Below are 12,898 nucleotides of genomic sequence, written 5' to 3' on the forward strand. Positions count from 1 at the left end.
TCAGGCGGCGCTCAGTCGTCGTCGTGATGGCGGTGATGACGCCAGCCGCGATGCCAGCCGTTGTCGTGGCGGTAGTAGCGGTAACGGTAATCGCCGTAGTACGGGCCGTAATACACGGGTGCCGGCTCATAAATGACGGGCGGAGGCGGCGCGTAGTACACAGGCGGCGGCGCCTCGATCACGGGCCCCGGCGCGCCGAAATACACGCCGATGTCGGTACGCGCGAACGTGCTTGCCGGCAGGCAGGCGGCCGCGATGCCGAGCGTGCAGGACACCAGGATGTGTTTCATTTGCCGTCCACTCCGTTCGCGGGCAGCGGGGCCCGCGAGCAATCGGTTCACGATGTCTTCATGGTACGTAGCGCGCGCCGCACGGGTGATACCGCAGTGTCGCTTCTGTAACCGCCGGTAACGAATCGTCGGACAATAGCCGCGCCGCATTGCGACGGGTTTCATCAGCGGAATGCGCGAGAGGCCGGCCGGCGCGTTATTCGACGCGCTCATATCGTTAGCGGATTTGCGTTTTTGCCGGGCATCGGCGCGTCGGTAGAATTCGCGGACCTCTCGCGCGGCCGCTCGGGCCGGCGGGTTTAATCCCTTCCATCGTTCGGGGTCCGCACCATGAAAATCATCCGCTCCATTCTGCTCGTCGCGCTGCTGCAGGCCGTCGCGGCCACGAGCGCATTCGCCGCCGACGATCTCGCGCAGATCAAGTCGTCCGGCGTGTTCCGGGTCGGCACCGAAGGCACCTACGCGCCGTTCACGTATCACGACGAGACGGGCAAGCTGACGGGCTTCGACGTCGACATCGCGGCCGCGATCGCGCAGCGCCTCGGCGTGAAGCCGCAGTTCGTCGAAGGCAAGTGGGACGGGCTGATCGCGGGCCTCGACGTGAACCGCTACGACGCGGTCGTCAACGAAGTGTCGATCACCGACGCGCGCAAGCAGAAATACGATTTTTCGACGCCGTACATCACGTCGCGCGCCGTGCTGATCGTGCGCGCCGACAACGCGACGATCCGCTCGTTCGACGACCTGAAGGGGCGCAAATCGGCGAACACGCTGACCAGCAACTTCGGCAAGCTCGCGGCCGCGCATGGCGCGGACGTCGTGCCCGTGCAGGGCTTCAACGAATCGATCGACCTGCTGACGTCGGGCCGCGTCGACGCGACGATCAACGATTCGCTGTCGTACCTCGACTTCCGCAAGCACAAGCCCGACGCGAAGCTGAAGATCGCGGCGACCGACACGTCCGGCGCGGGCGACCAGTCGGGCGTGCTGATCCGCAAGGGCAGCCCCGAGCTGCGCGCGGCGATCGACAAGGCGCTCGCCGACATCCGGGCGGACGGCACCTACGCGAAGATCTCGCAGAAGTACTTCGGCCGCGACGTGTCGCAGCAGTGACGCGAGGCTGAACGATGCCGGCATGGCTTCACCTGATGACGCAGTCGCTGTGGCCGCTGCTGTACGCGGGGCTCGTATTCACGGTGCCGCTGACGCTGGCGTCGTTCGCGATCGGGCTGCTGCTCGCGTTCGCCGCCGCGCTCGCGCGCCTGTTCGGGCCGCGCTGGGCGCAGGCGGCCGTGCGTTTCTACATCTGGCTGTTTCGCGGCTCGCCGCTGCTCGTGCAGCTGTTCGTGATCTTCTACGGGCTGCCGAACGTCGGGATCGTGCTCGAGCCGCTGACGGCGGCCGTGATCGGCTTCTCGCTGAACGTCGGCGCGTACAACGCCGAGGTGATCCGCGGCGTGATCGAATCGATTCCGAAAGGGCAGTGGGAGGCCGCGTACTCGATGGCGATGACGCGCGCGCAGGCGCTGCGCCGCGCGATCCTGCCGCAGGCGGCGCGCGTCGCGCTGCCCGCGCTGTCGAACTCGTTCATCTCGCTCGTGAAGGACACGTCGCTCGCGGCCGTGCTGACCGTGCCCGAGATCTTCCAGGCCGCGCAGCGCATCGCGGCCGTCACGTACGAGCCGCTGATTCTCTATACCGAGGCCGCATTGATCTATCTGCTGTTCAGCTCGGTGCTGTCCACCGCGCAGCGCCGGCTCGAAGCGCATTTCGGCCGGCATGCGCTGTTCCAGGCGGAGCTGCGATGATCCGGCTCGAACGCATCGGCAAGTCGTTCGGCGCGCATCGCGTGCTCGCCGACGTCGATCTCGCGCTGCAGCCCGGCAGCGTCACCGCGCTGATCGGCCCGTCCGGCAGCGGCAAGAGCACGCTGCTGCGCTGCGTGAACCTGCTCGAGGTGCCCGAATCGGGCGCGCTCGCGGTCGGCGATGCGCGCGTCGTGTTCTCGGCGGGCCGCAAGCCGTCGCGCGACGACGTGTTCGCGGTGCGCCGGCAGACGGGGATGGTGTTCCAGAACTTCCAGCTGTTTCCGCACCTGAGCGTCGTGCAGAACGTGATGGAAGGGCTCGTGACCGTGCAGAAGTGGCCGCGCGAACGCGCGCGTGAGCGGGCGCTCGCGCTGCTCGCGAAGGTCGGCATCGCGGACAAGGCCGATGCGTGGCCGTCGACGCTGTCGGGCGGCCAGCAGCAGCGCGTCGCGATCGCGCGCGCGCTCGCGCCGTCGCCGCAGGTGCTGTTGTGCGACGAGCCGACGTCGGCGCTCGATCCCGAGCTGTCGGTCGAGGTGGTCGAGGTGCTGCGGCAGCTCGCGCTCGAAGGCACGACGATGCTGATGGCGACACACGATCTCAGGCTCGCCGCGTCGATCGCCAACGATGCGGTGTTTCTTGCCGACGGGCGGGTGGTGGAGGCGGGGGCGTCGCGCGAGCTGTTTGCGCGGCCGCGCGATCCGCGTACCGCGCGCTTCGTGTCGACGTTGGCGCAGGGTGTGCCTGTGTTCTGAGCGATGCGGCTCGGCTCGACTCAGCTCGGCTCGGCTCGGCTCGACTCAGCTCGACTCAGCTCGACTCAGCTCGACTCAGCTCGACTCAGCTCGACTCAGCTCGACTCAGCTCGACTCAGCTCGACTCAGCTCGACTCAGCTCGACTCAGCTCGACTCAGCTCGACTCAGCTCGACTCAGCTCGACTCAGCTCGGCTCAGCTCGGCTCGACTCAGCTCAGCTCAGCTCAGCTCAGCTCAGCTCAGCTCAGTCGGCCGCCAACGCCTGCCGGTCGAGGTTGGCCAGCAATTCCAGGCGCAGTTGCGCTAGCAGTGGATCGTGCCGCTCGCGCGGGCGCGGCCGGTCGACGCGGATTTCGCGGTCGATGCGTCCCGGGTCGGCGGCGAGCAGCAGCACGCGATCGCTGAGGTAAAGCGCTTCGTCCAGATCGTGCGTGACGACGAGCGCGCTCGTGCCGTGCGTCGCGACGAGCGCCTGCAGCAGCGCCTGCAGCCGCATGCGCGTCATCGCGTCGACCGCGCTGAACGGCTCGTCGAGCAACAGCAGCGCCGGCTGCGAGAACAGGCCGCGGGCGAGCGCCGCGCGCTGCGCCATGCCGCCCGACAAGGCTGACGGCAGCGCGTGCGCGAATGCGGCGAGGCCGACCTCGTCGAGCAGCGGCGCGACACGCGGATCGCGCCCGCCGTGGCGGCCGGCCGCGAAGCCGACGTTGTCGGCCACGCTGAGCCACGGCAGCAGGCGCGGCTCCTGGAAGATCACGCCGATGTGCGGCGACGGTTCGTGCTGCGCGACGCCGTCGAGCCGGACTTCTCCGCGATACGCGCGGTCGAGCCCCGCGACGATGCGCAGCAGCGTGCTCTTGCCGCAACCGCTCGGCCCGACGAGGCTCACGATCTCGCCGCGTCCGATTTGCAGCGCGACGCGGGCGAGCACCGTGCGCGCCGCGTATTGCTTGTGCTCGACGCGCACGTCGAGCAGCGGTGCTGGATGAGGCGCGTGGTTCATGCGCCGTCTCCCGCGTGCGTTGCCGAATGTGTCGTGCCGAGCGTGTCGCGCCAGGCGAGCAGCCGGTGTTCGAGCCAGCGCATCGCGCCGTCGGTCAGCTTGCCGAACACCGCGAGCAGCAGGATCGCACCGAACACGAGATCGGGGCGGCCAGTCTCGCGGCCGTCGGTCAGCATGAAGCCGAGGCCGCGCGTCGCGGCGATCAGCTCGGCCGCGACCATGAACATCCACGCGAGATTGAGGCCAGTGCGCAGCCCGGTGAAGATCTGCGGCAGTGCGGCGGGCAGCAGGATCCGCGCGAACAGCGCGGGCGCGCGCAGCCGATAGACGGCGCCGAGTTCGACGAGCTTGCGGTCCACGCCGCGGATGCCCGCGACGACCGCGAGATGCACGGGAAAGAATGCGCCGATCGCGACCAGCGTGATTTTCGGTGCTTCGTCGATGCCCATCCACAGCAGCAGCAGCGGCACCCATGCAAGCGACGGGATCGCGCGCAGCGCCTGGAACGACGGTTCGAGCAACGCGTCGATGCGCCGGCTCAGGCCCATCGCCGCGCCCACCAGCAGCGCGAGCGCCGCGCCGATGCCGAAGCCCGCGAACACGCGCAGCGTGCTCGCGCCGATGTGGCGCGCGAGCCGGGCCGCGCCCATCTGCACGAGCGTGTCGAGTATGTCGGTCGGCGCGGGCAGCAGATGGCGCGGCACGATCTGCGCGCGCACCAGCGCCTCGACGAGCACGAGCAGCGCGACCGGCAGCAGCACGCCCGCGATGTGCCAGCGCCGCAGCGGCTTCGGTGCGGCGGCGCGCGCATGCGGCGCGGCGCGTGGCGCGCGTGCGTCGAGCGTCAGCGTGTCGTCGGTCGCCACGATGCGGGTCACGGCTTGTTCGCGGCCGTCGCGGCGGGTTGTGCGAATTGCGGATCGATCAGCGTATCCACGATCTTCGGCAGGTCGGTGTTCGGCTTCACGAGCTGCTCGCTGACGAGGATCGGCGCGGCGGCCTTCAGCGCGGCGCTTTGCTGCGCGCCCGGCACGGGCTGGGTGAAATCGGTGCGCTGAAGTTGCAGCTTCGCGACCGGCAGCGACACCTTCGACTCCTCGGCGACGATCTTCGCGGTGTCGTCCGGATGCGCGACGATCCACACGCGCGCCTTCTCGTAGACCTTCAGCACGCGTGCGACCGCTTGCGGATACTGCGCGATGAACGCTTCGCGCGCATTCAGGAAGCCGTAGGTGTTGAACGCGACGTTGCGATAGACGAGCCGCGCGCCGTCCTCGATCTGCGCGGCGGCCATGTGCGGATCGAGGCCGGCCCACGCGTCGACCTGGCCGTTCGCCAGCGCGGTGCGGCCGTCCGGGTGCTGAAGGTTCACGAGTTCGACGTCGTCGCGCGTGAGGCCGGCGGTATGCAGCGCGCGCAGCGTGAAGAGGAACGGATCGGTGCCGCGCGTTGCCGCGATCTTCTTGCCCTTCAGATCGGCGAGCGTCTTGATCGGCGAATCCTTGCGCACGACGAGCGCGGTCCATTCGGGGCGCGAGAACACGTAGACGGCGCGGATCGGGTTGCCGTTCGCGCGCGCGAGCACGGCCGCGAGGCCCGCCGTCGAACCGAAATCGACCGCGCCGCTGTTCAGGTATTCGAGCGCGCGGTTGCTGCCGAGGCTCAACACCCACTTGATCGGCGTGCGATCGGCGCGGAATTCGTCTTCGAGCCAGCCGAAGCGCTTGATCACGAGGCTTTCCGGCGAGTAGTACGCGTAGTCGACGCGAATCTCGGGCGGCGTGGCTGCGTGGGCGGTGGCGGCGGTCGCAAGCACGGCGGCGAACAGCGCGATGCCGCGCAGCGCGCGATTCCAGAACGGCTTCATCGAAGGTCTCCCGGCGAGGGGGCGAATGGGGATGGACCGTCAAATGTAATGAACGGACGCCGGCGGACGAACCAACGAAAGGTCACAAGGAAATCGGCGCGGGCGATATCGGCGGCGATCATGGGTTGCCGCATGCGACGCCGGAAAAGGAAAAGGCCGGTCAGCTTGCGCTGACCGGCCTTTGAAGTTCCTGGTGGGGCGTGAGTGACTCGAACACTCGACCTACGGATTAAGAGTCCGCTGCTCTACCAACTGAGCTAACGCCCCCAACAGAAGAAGGATTATGCACGGCTTTTCTCGGGCTTGCAAGCCCTTTCTGCGAATTTCCTGAAAATATTTCGTCACGGCCGGCGGGGCGAGTCCGGGTAACAACGAGAGATCGCAGTTGGCGCGCTCCCGGTATGATGACGCCCACACCTGTTGCGCGGCGGTCGCGCAACATTTCCTGGACATTCGAAGATGGACGAAAACGCAGTCCGCGAATTGCTCGACCGGTTGCTGGCGCCGTGGGTCCGCTCGCTCGGTCTGGTCCCCGTATCGATCTCCGACGACAGCGTCACGTTGCGCCTGCCGTTTTCCGGCGAGTTCCGCCATTCCGGCGGCATGATCTGCGGCCAGGTGTTCACGGCCGCCGCCGATACCGCGATGGTGGTGGCGATCTCGAGCGCGCTCGGCGAATTCCAGCCGATGACCACCGTGTCGCTGAATACGAACTTCATGCGTCCGGTCCGCAAGGGCGACGTGCTCGTCACCGCGCGCGTGCTGCGGATGGGGCGCAACCTGGTGTTCGGCGAGGTCGAGCTGTTCGACGAGGACGGCAAGATGGCCGTCCACGCGACGTCGACCTACGCGCTCGTCAGCTGAGCGCCGCGCGATGTTCGACCAGATCGTGTTCGCGGGCGGCGGCAACCGCTGCTGGTGGCAGGCCGGCTTCTGGGACGTCGCGCAGCCCGCGCTCGCACTGCGGCCGCGCGTGATCGCCGGCATCTCGGCGGGCGCCGCGACGGCCTGCATGCTGTACACGCGCGATGCGGCCTGGGTGATGCGCTATTACGAGCAGGCATTGCGCCACAACCGGAAGAACGCGTACTGGGGCAACCTGTTCGGCCGCGAACCGGTGTTTCCGCACTACCGGATCTACCGGCAGGCGCTGCTCGACATCTACGGCGAGCCGTTCGCGAAGCTGGCCGACGCACCGGAGATCCGCATCGGCGTGTCGCACGTGCCGCGCTGGCTCGGCGCGCGCAGCGCAGTCGCCGCGGGCCTCGTCGCGTACAACATCGAGAAATACCTGCGCAAGACGCTGCATCCGACGCTCGGCCGGACGCTCGGTTTCCGGCCCGAATTCGTGCGCGCGCAGGCTTGCGCGGGCGTCGAGGAACTCGCCGACCTGATCCTGCAGTCGTCGTGCACGCCGCCGTTCACGCCGGTGCTGCGCCGCAATGGCCGGCCGGTGCTCGACGGCGGGATGGTGGACAACGTGCCGGTGGGCGCGCTCGACGCGTCGCCGGGCCACGTGCTGGTGCTCGTCACCCGGCTGTATCCGCGGCCGCAGATGTTCACGGTCGCGCACGGCGACCAGCAGCGCCTCTACGTGCAGCCGTCGAGCAAGGTGCCGATTTCGAGCTGGGACTATACGAGCCCGTCGCAGATGCGGCACGCCTACGATCTCGGCCGCCGCGACGGCGAGCATTTCCTGACCCGCGTCGACGCGATGACGGGCGGCCGCGCCGTTGCCTGACGATGATTCGGCGGCGGGCGCGCCCGGGGGCGGTCAGCGCTTGCGGATCGGCGTCAGCGCGTCCGTGTTGACGACGCTCGACGTGTCGCCCTGGTCGAACGCGAGGATGTTCCTGAACGCCGCGCTGAAATACAGCTCGTAGCTCTCGCGCTCGACATAGCCGATGTGCGGCGTGCAGATCACGTTCTCCATCCGCAGCAGGCTGTAGCCCTGCAGGATCGGCTCGCTCTCGAACACGTCGATCGCGACCATCCCCGGCCGGTTGTGCGACAGCGCGTTGACGAGCGCGTTTTCCTCGAGCAGCTCGGCGCGGCTCGTGTTGACGAGCAGCGACGTCGGCTTCATCCGCATCAGGTCGTCCTGCTTGACGATGCCGCGGGTGTCGTCGTGCAGGCGCAGGTGCAGCGACAGCACGTCGCTCTGCTCGAACAGCGCCTCGCGGCTGTCGGCCGCGTCATAGCCGTCCGCGCGCGCGGCCTCGAGCGAGTGCTCGCGGCCCCACACCAGCACCTTCATCCCGAACGCCTTGCCGTAGCCCGCGACGAGCCGGCCGATCTTCCCGTAGCCCCAGATGCCGAGCGTCTGGCCGCGCAGCACCTGGCCGAGGCCGAAGTTCGGCGGCATCGCCGACGTCTTCAGGCCCGATTGCTGCCACGCGCCCTGCTTCAGGTTCGCGACGTACTGCGGAATGCGGCGTTGGGCGGCCATGATCAGCGCCCAGGTCAGCTCGGCGGGCGCGATCGGCGAGCCGGTGCCTTCGAGCACCGCGATGCCGCGCTCGGTACAGGCTTCGAGATCGACGTGGCCGCCGATGCGGCCGGTCTGGCTGATCATGCGCAGATGCGGCAACTTGGACAGGAGTTGCGACGAAATCGGGGTGCGTTCGCGAATCAGCACGAGTGCTTCGACTTCCGCCAGGCGGCTCGCGAGTTGTCCCAGGCCGCGCACCGTGTTGTTGAAGACCTTCACGTCGTGGTCGGCAAGCATCTGGAAGCAATTCAGCTTGCGGACGGCGTCCTGGTAGTCGTCGAGGATGGCAATTTTCATGGTTCGGGAGTCGCGCGTTGAAAGCAGGGGCGGCGGCGGCGCCGGTCGCGCAGCGCCCCGCCCGGCCGGGGCCGACATGATGCTATGACGGGCGCCCGCATGGTGTCTTTTTAACAGGTTGTTACGCCCTGCCGCAATTGGCGCCGGCCTGCCGGGGCGCCGCGTCCGCGCGGCCCGGCGGCCTGCGATGCCGTGCCGCATCAAACGCGTCATTCCTCATTCCGTCGCTTCGCCGCCGAGGTTCACCCAATTGTTGCTCGAATCAGAATAATTGGATCAATTAACCGGATTGGCCGAGGATGTTTGACTATTTTTATCGGGGCAACGGGGCTTGTTGAGCAACTCTGCATCAAATCCGCTGTCGTAGGAGAATTACGCATTTGCTTCATCTTTTTGAAGTTGTAACAGCGGCAGGAGTCGTTTATGGATCATTTGCAGTCGATGCGAGTGTTCGTCAAGGTTGCGGATCTCGGCAGTTTCGCGCGGGCCGCAAGCGCAATGGATATCTCCAACGCGGTCGCGACCCGTCACGTCGCCGATCTGGAAGGCCGTCTCGGCACGCGTTTGCTCAACCGCACCACGCGCAGCCTTTCGCTCACCGAGTCCGGCCAGGTGTATCTGGAGCGCGCGCGCCAGATTCTCGACGAGCTCGAGGACGTCGAGCAGATGGTCGTCGCCCGCAACCACGAGCCGGTCGGCACGCTGCGCATCGTCGCGCCGGTCGTGTTCGGGTTGCACAATCTCGCGCCCGTCCTGCAGACCTATACCGAGCAGTTTCCCAAAGTGGTGCCGGATCTGACGCTGGTCGACCGGCAGGTCGACCTGGTCGAGGAAGGCTTCGACGTCGGTATCGTGGTCACGCGCCAGATGCGCAGCGCCAGCATCGTGACACGGCGGCTGACCACCGGCTGCATGACCGTCTGCGCGACGCCGAGCTATCTGGAGAAGCACGGCGTGCCGACCCATCCGGAACATCTCGCGGAGCACCCGAGCCTGAGCCTGCCGACCGAATACTGGGGCGACGATCGCGTGTTTACGGGGCCGGACGGCGAAGTGCGGGTGCGGCCGACCAACGTGGTCGTCGCGAACAACACCGCGATGCTGCGCCAGTTCGCGCTGCTCGGGATGGGCGTTGCGATCCTGCCCAGCTACCTGATCGGCGGCGACATCGCGCGCGGCGCGCTGGTGCGGCTGCTGTCCGATTTCCGGCTGCCGCAGGTCGAGATCAACATCGCGTACCCGAGCCGCCGCCACCTGCCGGCGAAGGTGCGTACCTTCATCGACCATCTCGTCGAGCACTTCAGCCATTCGACGGACGCGATGATGGGCGAACAGTGGGCGGCGCAGAGCGCCGTGGCGGGCCCGATCGGCGTCGAGATGCACGCCGAGCGGCCGGATGCGGTCGATTCGAAGGCGTCGTCGCGCCTGACGCGGTCGCCGCGCACGCGGGTCGCGGTGCCGTCACCGCTGTAACGGCGCAGGCGGGGTGGTGATCGAACCGCCCGAGCAATAAAAAACGCGGATCGAGCGATCGATCCGCGTTTTTTGTTGGCCGGCCCGGTGGCGTGCGCCGGGCGGTGGGCCCAACAGGCCTTGGGCCCACCGGGCCATTACGACCCGGTCTTGCGCGCCGTGGTTTTGCGCGCGGCGGTCTTGCGGGCCGGTGCCGGCTTCTCGTCGGTGCCTTCCGTTACCGTTTCCGCTTCCTTCGTCGCCGATTTCGCCGTCTTCTTCGCGGCAGCGGCCTTCGGCTCCTTCTTCTCGAACTCGAAACCGATCTTGCCGTCCGGCTGCTTCACGAGGTACGCCTTGAAGTTGCGGCCGGTGCGCGACGACTTGAAGCTCGGCAGCAGGTCCGTGCGGCCGTCGGCGAGCAGCTTGCCCATCTGCTCGCGGGTGATTTCCTGCTGCAGGATCACCTTGCCCGAGCGGAAGTCGCAGGTCTTCGGGTTCGCGACCGAGTGCTCGCACACGTAGCTCATCCCGTGCTCGAACACGCGGCCCTTGCACTTCGGGCAGGCGCCGACCGGCTCCTGCGCGGAGAAGTCCGGCGCTTCGCCTTCCTCGCCGCCCTGATCCTGGCCGAAATCGAACTCGAGCTTGTAGTTTTTCGTCTCGTCGTCGAACGACAGCTTCAGGATCGCCGAGAACGGCCGGCCCATCTTGCTGCGGAAACCGGACAGCGGGCCGATTTCCTTCTTCTGCAGCAGCTCCTCGACTTCCGCGATCTCGAACTGCCGGCTGCCCGGGATCTTCGAGATCGAGAACTCGCACTTCGTGCACGCGAAGCGGCGGTAGTTTTCCTTCACCTGGCCGCCGCAGTTCGGGCACGGCGTCTCGAGCGTCGCGTAGTCGCCGGGGATCGTGTCGGAATCGTATTCCTTCGCGCGCTTGACGATCTGCTGCGTCATGCGGGCGATTTCCTGCATGAACGCGTCGCGCCCGAGGTTGCCGCGTTCCATCTGCGACAGCTTGTATTCCCACTCGCCGGTGAGCTCCGGCGCGGTCAGTTCCTTCACGCCGAGCCCGCGCAGCAGCGTCATCAGCTGGAATGCCTTCGCGGTCGGGATCAGCTCGCGGCCTTCGCGCACGAGGTATTTCTCGCCGAGCAGCCCTTCGATGATCGCCGCGCGCGTGGCCGGCGTGCCGAGCCCCTTCGCGGCCATCGCCTCGCGCAGTTCGTCGTCCTCGACCAGCTTGCCCGCGCCTTCCATCGCGGACAGCAGCGTCGCTTCCGAATAGCGTGCGGGCGGTTTCGTCACGAGCGCCACCGCGGCGATCTCGTCGGTCTTCACCTTCTCGTTCTTCTGCACCGGCACGAGGTTCGCGTCCGCGCCTTCGGCGTCGCGGCCGTACACCTGCAGCCAGCCCGGCTCGACGAGCACCTTGCCTTCGGTCTTGAAGGTATGGCCGACGACTTCGGTGATCCGCGTCGTGACGCGGTATTCCGCCGCGGGGAAGAACACTGCGAGGAAGCGCTTCACGACCATGTCGTAGAGCTTCTGCTCCGGCTCGGACAGCGACTTCGGCGCCTGCAGCGTCGGGATGATGGCGAAGTGGTCGCTGATCTTCGAGTTGTCGAAGATCCGCTTGTTCGGCTTCACCCAGCCCTTGTCGAGCACCTGCTTCGCGTGCGGCAGGTAGTTGTGGCTCTCCTTGAGCATCTCGAGCGTCGACTGGACCGTGCCGATGTAGTCTTCCGGCAGCGCGCGCGCGTCGGTACGCGGGTAGGTCAGCACCTTGTGCTTTTCATACAGCGCCTGCGCGAGGCCGAGCGTGTTCTTCGCGGAGAAGCCGAAGCGGCTGTTCGCCTCGCGCTGCAGGCTCGTCAGGTCGAACAGCAGCGGCGACAGCTGCGTCGACGGCTTCGATTCCTCGGAGACCGTGCCGACCTGGTCGCGGCAGGCCGCGACGATCGTTTCGGCGGCCGGCAGGCTCCAGAGCCGCGAGTCGCGCTTTTCCGGGTCGAATTCGTCGCGCTTGAATTTCGGGTCGTACCACTTGCCCTCGTAGAAGCCGCCTGCGCAGACGAACTGCGCCTTCACTTCCCAGTAGTCGCGCGGGACGAAGCGGCGGATTTTCTCTTCACGTTCGACGACGATCGACAAGGTTGGCGTCTGAACGCGGCCTACCGTCGTCAGGAAGAACCCGCCGCCCTTGCTGTTGAACGCCGTCATCGCGCGGGTGCCGTTGATCCCGACGAGCCAGTCCGCTTCCGAGCGGCAGCGGGCGGCGTCGGCGAGCGGCTGCATGTCCGCATCGCTGCGCAGGTTCGCGAAGCCGTCGCGGATCGCCTGCGGCGTCATCGACTGCAGCCACAGGCGCTGGACCGGCTGCTTCGCCTTCGCGTGCTGCGCGATCAGGCGGAAAATCAGCTCGCCCTCGCGCCCCGCGTCACATGCGTTGATCAGCCGGTCGACGTCCTTGCGCTTCATCAGCTTGGTCAGCACCTTGAGGCGCGACTCGCTCTTCGCGATCGGGTTCAGGTCGAAATGCGGCGGAATGACGGGCAGGTGCGCGAAGCTCCACTTGCCGCGCTTGACCTCGTACTCCTCGGGGGCAGCGATTTCCAGCAAGTGGCCGACAGCCGACGAAAGGACGAATTCGTCGCTTTCGTAGTATTCGTCATGCTTGGTAAAGCCGCCCAAAGCGCGCGCGATGTCGTTCGCGACAGAAGGCTTTTCCGCAATGATCAGAGCTTTGGACATGACAGGTGTGTGTTGGTAGACCGGAGTTGCCGGTTGTGGGTCCCTTTTACGACGGCTTTATAGCACACGGCGCCGTGACGGCGGCGCGGCGTGTAAAAAGCGGCCCATCATAGTGGGGGGGCGCACCGGCGGCAAGCGCCCGGCGCGGTGCGATGCGCAAACGCGCGAAAAACCGCGG

Annotated in this window: 11 protein-coding genes, 1 tRNA gene and 4 pseudogenes; 9 read left to right on the forward strand and 7 right to left on the reverse strand. The window is 67.2% G+C overall.

The window, feature by feature from the left end; translation table 11 throughout:
- Positions 1-11: 11 nt before the first annotated feature.
- Entirely contained in the window at positions 12-290 is a 279-nt protein-coding gene (locus tag ABFO07_RS02725; protein ID WP_124490764.1) for a hypothetical protein, read from the reverse strand.
- 330 nt (positions 291-620) lie between these two features.
- On the opposite strand from ABFO07_RS02725, the gene ABFO07_RS02730 reads away from it, so the two are divergent.
- The 6 genes and pseudogenes from ABFO07_RS02730 to ABFO07_RS34665 form a co-directional block, all read left to right on the forward strand.
- Positions 621-1,403: an amino acid ABC transporter substrate-binding protein gene (locus ABFO07_RS02730; RefSeq protein ID WP_059563637.1), complete on the forward strand. Its 783-nt coding sequence runs from the start codon at positions 621-623 to the stop codon at positions 1,401-1,403.
- Positions 1,404-1,417: 14 nt separating this feature from the next.
- Positions 1,418-2,098 carry an amino acid ABC transporter permease gene (locus ABFO07_RS02735; RefSeq protein WP_026045276.1) on the forward strand — a complete coding sequence of 227 codons (681 nt, stop codon included), beginning with the start codon at positions 1,418-1,420 and terminating at the stop codon, positions 2,096-2,098.
- Positions 2,095-2,853: an amino acid ABC transporter ATP-binding protein gene (locus ABFO07_RS02740; protein WP_059810482.1), complete on the forward strand. Its 759-nt coding sequence runs from the start codon at positions 2,095-2,097 to the stop codon at positions 2,851-2,853. Before ABFO07_RS02735 ends, ABFO07_RS02740 begins: the two co-directional genes overlap by 4 nt.
- Positions 2,783-2,971, forward strand: a pseudogene (locus ABFO07_RS34655) (hypothetical protein); the annotation flags it as partial. The gene ABFO07_RS02740 and the pseudogene ABFO07_RS34655, both read left to right, overlap by 71 nt.
- Positions 2,884-3,087: pseudogene (locus ABFO07_RS34660) on the forward strand (pentapeptide repeat-containing protein); the annotation flags it as partial. The pseudogenes ABFO07_RS34655 and ABFO07_RS34660, both read left to right, overlap by 88 nt.
- Positions 3,050-3,259, forward strand: a pseudogene (locus ABFO07_RS34665) (hypothetical protein); the annotation flags it as partial. The pseudogenes ABFO07_RS34660 and ABFO07_RS34665, both read left to right, overlap by 38 nt.
- A gap of 127 nt (positions 3,260-3,386) precedes the next feature.
- Here the strand turns inward: ABFO07_RS34665 and ABFO07_RS34670 are convergent.
- The 4 genes and pseudogenes from ABFO07_RS34670 to ABFO07_RS02760 form a co-directional block, all read right to left on the reverse strand.
- Positions 3,387-3,857, reverse strand: a pseudogene (locus ABFO07_RS34670) (ABC transporter ATP-binding protein); the annotation flags it as partial.
- On the reverse strand, positions 3,854-4,726 hold the full coding sequence (locus tag ABFO07_RS02750) for an ABC transporter permease (protein ID WP_059882073.1): 873 nt from the start codon (positions 4,724-4,726) through the stop codon (positions 3,854-3,856). The pseudogene ABFO07_RS34670 and the gene ABFO07_RS02750, both read right to left, overlap by 4 nt.
- Positions 4,727-4,731: 5 nt before the next feature.
- Positions 4,732-5,724 (reverse strand): aliphatic sulfonate ABC transporter substrate-binding protein, encoded by a 993-nt coding sequence (locus ABFO07_RS02755; protein ID WP_124490766.1) that lies wholly within the window; start codon positions 5,722-5,724, stop codon positions 4,732-4,734.
- Positions 5,725-5,915: 191 nt separating this feature from the next.
- Positions 5,916-5,991: transfer RNA gene (locus ABFO07_RS02760), tRNA-Lys, on the reverse strand.
- 192 nt (positions 5,992-6,183) lie between these two features.
- Between ABFO07_RS02760 and ABFO07_RS02765 the strand changes: the two genes are divergently transcribed.
- Positions 6,184-6,588 (forward strand): PaaI family thioesterase, encoded by a 405-nt coding sequence (locus ABFO07_RS02765; protein WP_059563652.1) that lies wholly within the window; start codon positions 6,184-6,186, stop codon positions 6,586-6,588.
- Positions 6,589-6,598: 10 nt separating this feature from the next.
- The gene (locus ABFO07_RS02770; RefSeq protein WP_059881956.1) at positions 6,599-7,465 is read left to right on the forward strand and encodes a patatin-like phospholipase family protein; all 867 of its coding nucleotides are present in this window, start codon (positions 6,599-6,601) and stop codon (positions 7,463-7,465) included.
- Between the two features lie 33 nt (positions 7,466-7,498).
- Here ABFO07_RS02770 and ABFO07_RS02775 read toward each other — a convergent pair whose 3' ends face one another.
- Positions 7,499-8,512, reverse strand: coding sequence for a D-2-hydroxyacid dehydrogenase family protein (locus ABFO07_RS02775; protein WP_059563654.1), 1,014 nt, complete (start codon positions 8,510-8,512; stop codon positions 7,499-7,501).
- Positions 8,513-8,935: 423 nt separating this feature from the next.
- On the opposite strand from ABFO07_RS02775, the gene ABFO07_RS02780 reads away from it, so the two are divergent.
- A complete protein-coding gene (locus ABFO07_RS02780; RefSeq protein WP_059563655.1) occupies positions 8,936-9,985 on the forward strand; it encodes a LysR family transcriptional regulator in 1,050 nt (349 codons plus the stop codon).
- Positions 9,986-10,122: 137 nt separating this feature from the next.
- Here ABFO07_RS02780 and ABFO07_RS02785 read toward each other — a convergent pair whose 3' ends face one another.
- A complete protein-coding gene (locus tag ABFO07_RS02785) occupies positions 10,123-12,720 on the reverse strand; it encodes a DNA topoisomerase III (protein ID WP_059881955.1) in 2,598 nt (865 codons plus the stop codon).
- Between the last annotated feature and the right edge of the window lie 178 nt (positions 12,721-12,898).

It is taken from the genome of Burkholderia stagnalis, assembly GCF_039848545.1.
Taxonomy (GTDB): Bacteria; Pseudomonadota; Gammaproteobacteria; order Burkholderiales; family Burkholderiaceae; genus Burkholderia; species Burkholderia stagnalis.

Coding starts and splice junctions, on each gene's coding strand:
- ABFO07_RS02725 (WP_124490764.1), bottom strand. CDS start 290: ATGAAACACATCCTGGTGTCCTGCACGCTCGGCATCGCGGCCGCCTGC.
- ABFO07_RS02730 (WP_059563637.1), top strand. CDS start 621: ATGAAAATCATCCGCTCCATTCTGCTCGTCGCGCTGCTGCAGGCCGTC.
- ABFO07_RS02735 (WP_026045276.1), top strand. CDS start 1,418: ATGCCGGCATGGCTTCACCTGATGACGCAGTCGCTGTGGCCGCTGCTG.
- ABFO07_RS02740 (WP_059810482.1), top strand. CDS start 2,095: ATGATCCGGCTCGAACGCATCGGCAAGTCGTTCGGCGCGCATCGCGTG.
- ABFO07_RS02755 (WP_124490766.1), bottom strand. CDS start 5,724: ATGAAGCCGTTCTGGAATCGCGCGCTGCGCGGCATCGCGCTGTTCGCC.
- ABFO07_RS02765 (WP_059563652.1), top strand. CDS start 6,184: ATGGACGAAAACGCAGTCCGCGAATTGCTCGACCGGTTGCTGGCGCCG.
- ABFO07_RS02770 (WP_059881956.1), top strand. CDS start 6,599: ATGTTCGACCAGATCGTGTTCGCGGGCGGCGGCAACCGCTGCTGGTGG.
- ABFO07_RS02775 (WP_059563654.1), bottom strand. CDS start 8,512: ATGAAAATTGCCATCCTCGACGACTACCAGGACGCCGTCCGCAAGCTG.
- ABFO07_RS02780 (WP_059563655.1), top strand. CDS start 8,936: ATGGATCATTTGCAGTCGATGCGAGTGTTCGTCAAGGTTGCGGATCTC.
- ABFO07_RS02785 (WP_059881955.1), bottom strand. CDS start 12,720: ATGTCCAAAGCTCTGATCATTGCGGAAAAGCCTTCTGTCGCGAACGAC.